The 7,299-nt window shown below is 33.3% G+C and carries 5 protein-coding genes and 1 tRNA gene; 2 read left to right on the forward strand and 4 right to left on the reverse strand.

What is annotated here, in order from left to right; all coding sequences use genetic code 11:
* Window positions 1–56: 56 nt before the first annotated feature.
* The gene (locus tag BOW55_RS06720; RefSeq protein WP_129023511.1) at window positions 57–1,955 is read left to right on the forward strand and encodes an amidophosphoribosyltransferase; all 1,899 of its coding nucleotides are present in this window, start codon (window positions 57–59) and stop codon (window positions 1,953–1,955) included.
* A gap of 653 nt (window positions 1,956–2,608) precedes the next feature.
* Here BOW55_RS06720 and BOW55_RS06725 read toward each other — a convergent pair.
* From BOW55_RS06725 to BOW55_RS06740, 4 genes are all read right to left on the reverse strand, one after another.
* On the reverse strand, window positions 2,609–3,217 hold the full coding sequence (locus BOW55_RS06725) for a superoxide dismutase (protein ID WP_129023512.1): 609 nt from the start codon (window positions 3,215–3,217) through the stop codon (window positions 2,609–2,611).
* Window positions 3,218–3,358: 141 nt separating this feature from the next.
* Window positions 3,359–4,036, reverse strand: coding sequence for an aminoacyl-tRNA hydrolase (gene pth / locus BOW55_RS06730; RefSeq protein ID WP_129023513.1), 678 nt, complete (start codon window positions 4,034–4,036; stop codon window positions 3,359–3,361).
* A gap of 303 nt (window positions 4,037–4,339) precedes the next feature.
* On the reverse strand, window positions 4,340–4,951 hold the full coding sequence (locus tag BOW55_RS06735; RefSeq protein ID WP_089053611.1) for a 50S ribosomal protein L25/general stress protein Ctc: 612 nt from the start codon (window positions 4,949–4,951) through the stop codon (window positions 4,340–4,342).
* Window positions 4,952–5,071: 120 nt separating this feature from the next.
* Window positions 5,072–6,013, reverse strand: a complete 942-nt coding sequence (locus BOW55_RS06740; RefSeq protein WP_089053799.1) for a ribose-phosphate pyrophosphokinase — start codon at window positions 6,011–6,013, stop codon at window positions 5,072–5,074.
* Window positions 6,014–6,304: 291 nt separating this feature from the next.
* On the opposite strand from BOW55_RS06740, the gene BOW55_RS06745 reads away from it, so the two are divergent.
* Window positions 6,305–6,384, forward strand: a tRNA-Leu gene (locus BOW55_RS06745).
* The last annotated feature ends 915 nt before the right edge of the window (window positions 6,385–7,299 follow it).

Raw genomic sequence — 7,299 nt, forward strand, 5'->3', positions numbered from 1 at the left:
GGCTTTTTTTATTACGTTAATACACACAACTTACAACAACACAAAATACAAAAACAATGAGCGACGCTTTAAAACACGAATGTGGTATAGCCTTAGTTAGACTTCTTAAACCGCTTGAATATTATAAAGAAAAATACGGAACTGCATTTTACGGAATTCAGAAAATGTATTTAATGATGGAAAAACAGCACAACCGTGGTCAAGACGGAGCTGGATTTGCAAGCATTAAACTTGATGTTGAGCCTGGACAACGCTACATAAGCAGAGTTCGTTCAAATCATTCGCAGCCAATACAAGATGTTTTTAAACAAATCAATGAGAGAATCAGCGAAGAATTAAAAGCGAATCCAGAAATTGGTGACGATGTTGATAAAATAAAATCACAAATTCCATATGTTGGCGAATTGTTCTTAGGACACGTTCGTTACGGAACTTTTGGGAAAAACAGTATCGAAAGTGTTCACCCATTTTTACGCCAAAGTAACTGGATGCACCGTAATTTGATTTTAGCAGGTAACTTTAACATGACAAATGTTAAAGAACTTTTTGAAAATCTAGTTGAACTTGGACAACATCCAAAAGAAATGGCGGATACTGTTACGGTAATGGAAAAAATTGGTCACTTTTTAGATAAAGAAGTAATGCAATTGTACCAAGATTGTAAAGCCGAAGGTTACTCAAAAAGAGAAGCTTCACCAGTAATTGCTGAAAGATTAGATATTGCAAAAATTTTAACCCGTTCAGCTAAAAACTTAGATGGCGGTTATGCAATGGCAGGTTTGTTAGGTCATGGCGATGCATTTGTTTTTAGAGATCCAGCTGGAATTCGTCCTGCATACTTCTATCAAGATGATGAAGTTGTCGTTGTAGCTTCTGAGCGACCAGTTATTCAAACTGTGTTTAATGTTCCTTTTGAAAGTGTACAAGAAATCGATCCAGGAAATGCTTTAATTATTAAAAAAGACGGAAAAGTTACCATGAACCAAATCTTGGAACCAACCGTTAAAAAAGCGTGTTCTTTTGAAAGAATTTATTTCTCAAGAGGAAGTGATGCTGAAATTTACCAAGAACGTAAAAATTTAGGAAAACTAATTTTGCCAGCCGTTCTTAAAGCTATTGACAGCGATACAGACAATACTGTTTTCTCATATATTCCAAATACAGCCGAAACATCATTTTATGGTTTAGTTGAAGCTGCTCAGGATTTCTTAAATCAGAGAAAAAACAATTATATTTTAGCAAACAGAAATACTCTTACGGCTGAAACTTTGCAAGAATTATTAGCAGTAAAAATCCGTACTGAAAAAGTTGCTATTAAAGATGCCAAACTTAGAACCTTTATTACAGAAGACAGCAGCCGTGACGATTTAGTTGCTCACGTTTATGATGTTACTTACGGTGTAATCAAACCAGAAGACAATTTGGTTATTATTGATGATAGTATTGTTCGTGGTACAACTTTAAAAATGAGCATCATAAAAATGATGGATCGTTTGAAACCAAAAAGAATAGTTATCGTTTCATCGGCACCACAAATTCGTTATCCTGATTGTTACGGAATCGATATGGCAAAACTAGAAGGTCTTGTCGCTTTTAGAGCCGCATTGACCCTATTAAAAGAAAGAAACTTATACCATATCGTAGACGAAGTTTATGCTAAATGTAAAGCGCAGGAAAATTTTGAGGACAAAGATGTTGTTAATTATGTAACTGCAATTTACGATCAATTTACTCCTGAAGAAGTTTCAGATAAAATTGCCGAAATGTTAAGCTCACCAGAGATTAACGCCGAAGTTAAAATTATTTTCCAAAAAGTAGAAGATTTACACATTGCATGTCCTAAAAACCTGGGTGACTGGTACTTTACAGGAGATTATCCAACTCCTGGAGGAAATCGAGTTGTAAACAGAGCTTTCATGAATTTCTATGAAGGAAAAGATGCAAGAGCTTATTAATAAAATACTAACAAAAGGTTAATTTGTGCATTTCATCGGTTTTTTTTGCCGTTTATCCTGTTTGTTTGGTAAAAATGAAAAGCTATAATACTTTTGAACTACCATAACATTAGTAGGTTAAGTTTATGGTAGATTTGGGGCAAAAAGGGTGGAAGCAATTCCACCTTTTTTATTGGAGTAAACTCAAATATCTCACCTTGCGCATTTTATTCCATTTTGTCGAATATATTTGCCATTCAACTAAAAAGTTTTTTTCACAATAATAACTGCCATACATTTACTAAACCATAACATTAGTAGGTTAAGTTTATGGTAGATTTGGGGCAAAAAAGGCGGAAGAGATTCCGTCTTTTTTATTTAAATATATTTAAAACCCTAAAAAACAGGTAATTACATCTTTTTATCGGATATATTTACCATTCAACTAGAAAGTTTTTTTCACAATAATAACTGCCATACATTTACTGAACCATAACATTAGTAGGTTAAGTTTATGGTAGATTTGGGGCAAAAAAGGTGGAAGAGATTCCGCCTTTTTTATTTTATTTTTTTAGAAAATAGAACAATGATTATAGATAAAAATATAGAGATAAAAAAAAGACGGATAACTATTAAGTCATCCGTCTTTTCTCTTTATTCTTTACTTTATCTTCTTATTTATCTAAAGCAAATCTTCTAGCAACTTCTGTCCAGTTGATTACACTGAAGAAAGCCTCAATATAATCTGGTCTTCTGTTTTGGTAGTTTAAGTAGTAAGCGTGCTCCCAAACGTCCATTCCTAAAATTGGAGTTCCACCGCAACCAACTTCTGGCATTAATGGATTGTCTTGGTTTGGAGTTCCGCAAACGTCTAATTTACCTCCTTTGTGTACACATAACCAAGCCCATCCTGAACCAAATTGTGTTGCACCAGCTTTAGCAAACTTTGCTTTAAACTCTTCAAAAGTTCCAAAAGAAGCTTCGATAGCAGCTAATAAATCACCTGTTGGTAATCCGCCTCCATTTGGAGCCATTACTGTCCAGAATAAATTGTGGTTGTAAAAACCTCCACCATTGTTACGAACTGCTGCGTTAGTTTTATCTAGGTTAATTAAGATATTTTCGATTGTTTTTCCTTCTAAATCTGTTCCTGCAATAGCAGCATTAAGATTTGTAGTATATGCATTATGATGTTTTGAATGGTGAATTTCCATTGTACGTGCATCAATATGTGGTTCTAATGCATCATATGCATAAGGTAATTGTGGTAATTCAAAAGCCATGGTATTATGATTTTTATGGTTTATAAATAATTTATTCCAAATTTAGACATTTAACTTTGGAATTGAAAATAGTATTTCGTTATAATTCAATTTAATTAATTGATAAATTGAATTTTATTCAAGCCAAACATCTGATAATCTTTATTTTCCATTAAAGGTTGTCATCGTGTTTTCAAGACCGGCTGTACCAAAAGATTTTATAATTTCTGATGCAACCTCTAAACGTTCTGTCAATTTTGCTTTTTCTTCTTCATCCCATTCTCCCAAAACATAATCAACCTGCTGTCCTTTTTTAAACTGATCGCTGATTCCAAATCTAAAACGGGTATATTGCTGCGTATTCAAAACAAGATTAATGTTTTTAAGTCCGTTATGACCTCCGTCACTTCCTTTTGGTTTAATTCGAATCGTTCCAAATGACAGATTTAAATCATCAGTAATGACCAAAATATTTTCTAACGGAATATTTTCTTTATCCATCCAATATTTTACTGCTTTTCCGCTCAAATTCATGTATGTATTTGGCTTAAGAAGCAAAAATGTTCTTCCTTTAAATTTGTATTCTGCCAACGTTCCAAGTTTAACAGTTTCAAATGAAAGACCTTCTTTTTTAGCTAAAAAGTCCAATACTTTAAATCCGATATTATGTCTTGTGTTTACGTATTCGGCTCCGATATTTCCTAAACCTACAATTAAATATTTTTTACTCACGCTTTTTATATTGTTTTTTTGGTGTTCGTGAACCTCCGGTTTCATATTATCTTCTGTGTTCTCTTCTTTTTGTGTTGATGAAAACAGTTTTGTTATCCATTTTATCATGATGCAAAAATAAGATTAATTAGAGAATGTGGCAATTGGATAATTATATAATTTGTGAATGTGACAATTAGATAATTGCCTGTTGGTGGTTATTTAACCGTAAAGGTCACTAAGAATGGTACTCGGATGAAACAGGCTTACACTGATTTTATTTTGTGCTACTCTTATGTCATCCTGAGCGAAGTCGAAGCTCTCTCATATTAAAAAACTTAGAACCTTAGTACCTCAGCATCTTAGAAACTTAGAAGCTAAAAAAAAAGCCCCAATCGCAAGATTGAGGCTTTTTGTATTGATTTGAAAAAATTATTTTTTCTTTCCTTTTGCAGGAGCTTTTGCAGCTTTTGCAGCTTCTTGAGCAGCTTTCATAGCAGCACGAGAAATTCTTACTTGAGCAACAACTGTGTTGTCTGGGTGCATAATTTTGTATTCTGGAGCACCAACTTTAGTAACATATAATTTGTTACCCATTTCAAGTGGAGTGATGTCAGCTTCAACAAAATCAGGAAGATTTGCTGGTAAAGCTTTAACTTTTAATTTACGTTGGTTTAAACGTAAAACACCACCTGCAAGAACACCTTTAGATGTACCAACAATTTTTACTGGAACTTCCATAGTGATTTCTTTCTCATCAAATAATTGAAAGAAGTCAATGTGTAAAATTTTGTCAGATACAGGGTGAACCTGAATGTCTTGTAAAATTGCATTGAATGATTTTCCTTTTCCAAGTTCGATCACAACTGTGTGAGCGTTTGGAGTGTAAACCAAGTTTTTGAATGCTGTAACGTCTGCTGAGAAGTGTACTGCCTGATTTCCTCCGTATAAAACGCAAGGAACCTGTCCAGCATTACGTAAGGCTTTAGTTGACACTTTGCCCACGCTTTCTCTTTCTGATCCTTTAATTGTAATCGATTTCATTGTAAAAAAATATAGTTATTAAATAAATATTCTAATTTGCTGTAAGCTTTAGGCCATAGGCTTTAGGCTTTTTAAAATGCAAAACAAAGCTTACGGCTTAAAGCCTACAGCCTACTGCTTCTACATTATAAATTTTCCACTAATGGAATTGTTGTGGTGCACCATGTGCATAACTTCTGCAAAAAGCGGTGCACAACTCACTACTTTTATTTTCTTTGATTCTTTCTTTAACGGAATTGAATCTGTAACGATTAATTCTGTCAATTTTGAATTTTCGATTTTCTCATACGCACTGCCAGATAATATAGCGTGTGTACAAATTGCTCTAACACTTAGTGCTCCTTTTTCGATCATTAGGTCTGCAGCTTTTGCTAAAGTCCCTCCTGTATCGATCATGTCATCTACTAATATTACATTACGACCTTTTACCTCACCAATCAATTCCATAGTGTCGATAACGTTGGCTGCTTTTCTTTGTTTGTAACAGATTACTACATCTGATTCTAAAAACTTAGAGTAAGCATATGCTCTTTTTGAACCTCCCATATCTGGAGATGCAATTGTTAGGTTTTCTAATTTTAAACTTTCTACGTATGGTAAAAAGATAGTAGATGCGAATAAATGATCTACTGGTTTTTCAAAAAATCCTTGGATTTGATCTGCATGCAAATCCATTGTCATTACTCTTGTCGCTCCTGCAGCATCTAATAAATTAGCTACTAACTTAGCTCCAATTGGAACTCTTGGTTTATCTTTTCTATCTTGTCTTGCCCAACCAAAATAAGGCATAACAGCTGTAATGTGTCTTGCTGATGCGCGTTTTGCAGCATCAATCATTAATAACAATTCCATCAAATTATCAGCAGTTGGAAATGTTGAGCACACGATAAAAACGCGTAATCCTCTAATTGACTCTTCGTAAGACGGCTGAAATTCTCCATCACTGTACGTTGACATCGTTACTTTTCCTAACGGAATTCCGTATTGTTCTGCAATTTTTTCTGCAAGATAAACACTTTGTGAACAAGCAAAAATTTTAGCTTCTGGTTCTAGGTGCGACATTATAATTTGTTGTTTTTGCTCCGCTGCGCTCTGCACAATTCGACTTTATCATTTTAGGTAAAGCAAAACCTGCATAAATGCCTCGGGTGTAGTTAGTTGTGTGTGCGTCGTTTTAACGAGGTGCAAATTTATAAAATTTATTGGACACTGAAAGGAAAAATTTAAGTATTTTTAGTAGTTGGTTTAAATTTATTTTTTACATTTGCACCGTGTTAAAGGAATGACGCCATTTATGACTTCATTCTATTGCGTTAAAACAATTGATTTATTAGTTGTTTTTTCGTCTGCTAAGCCCGGATGGCGGAATTGGTAGACGCGCTGGTCTCAAACACCTGTGGGAAACCGTGCCGGTTCGACTCCGGCTCCGGGTACATAAAAAGTCTGTAATAGCGTTGTTAATCAACCTTTTACAGGCTTTTTTTATTTCAGTTGCCCGTTATTTGCCCGATAAAATCGAAAAGTTTATATTTTCACTACCTTTGTGATGGTTTTACGATGCCAATCAAAACCGATGTTTGAACATATAAACGAGAGCTTGAACAACTCTCGTTTTTTAATTTTTATTTTGCTTATCATTGTTTGCCGTATTATAAAAATTGATAAACTTTGCGTTACAAAAACTAAATTCTAGGTTATCAGTTTATCTGATTTAATTAATAAATATCATTTTTTGAGTTTAATTTATTAAACTAGAAAGTTTTAAATAGAAGAATTCTTATAAGTGTACCGCACACACTTAACACTCTGCAAAATGCTCTGAATCTTCAAAAACAAGTCGCCTCTTCAAAAAAAGGCAAAAGTTTTACTAATAAAAAAACCAATAAAAACACCCCCTACCCTTAATATAAAAAGTTTTTCGACAAGAAATCACCCCTACATACCAAGACATAACCTTATGTCTAAATATTTCTCACTAAAATTTTAAATACGCTTAAAAACAAAAAAAGAAGTAAATATTAACTTTTTTTGCAAATTACTATAAATCTAAAAACGCGAAAACCTAGAGCTACAAATGAAATATTTTTATTAAATATCTCAACACACTTAGACATAGCCAACGCAAAGATATTTCCTATCTTAGCATAAATTAGTCACATTAGCTTAATTTAATGTTCTCTAATAAAAAGTTTACCATAATGTTTAAAAAATCGGGATGAAAGAAATATTAGATTTAAAACTGTAGAAATTACTTTAAACATTTAAGCTTATTCATTTTAGATGTAATGATTTGCATTGATAACATAGAGGCAATTATAAACACTCAATCAAAAATATAAATTTACATC

Source organism: Flavobacterium sp. YO12 (assembly GCF_004119495.1).
Classification (GTDB): Bacteria; Bacteroidota; Bacteroidia; order Flavobacteriales; family Flavobacteriaceae; genus Flavobacterium.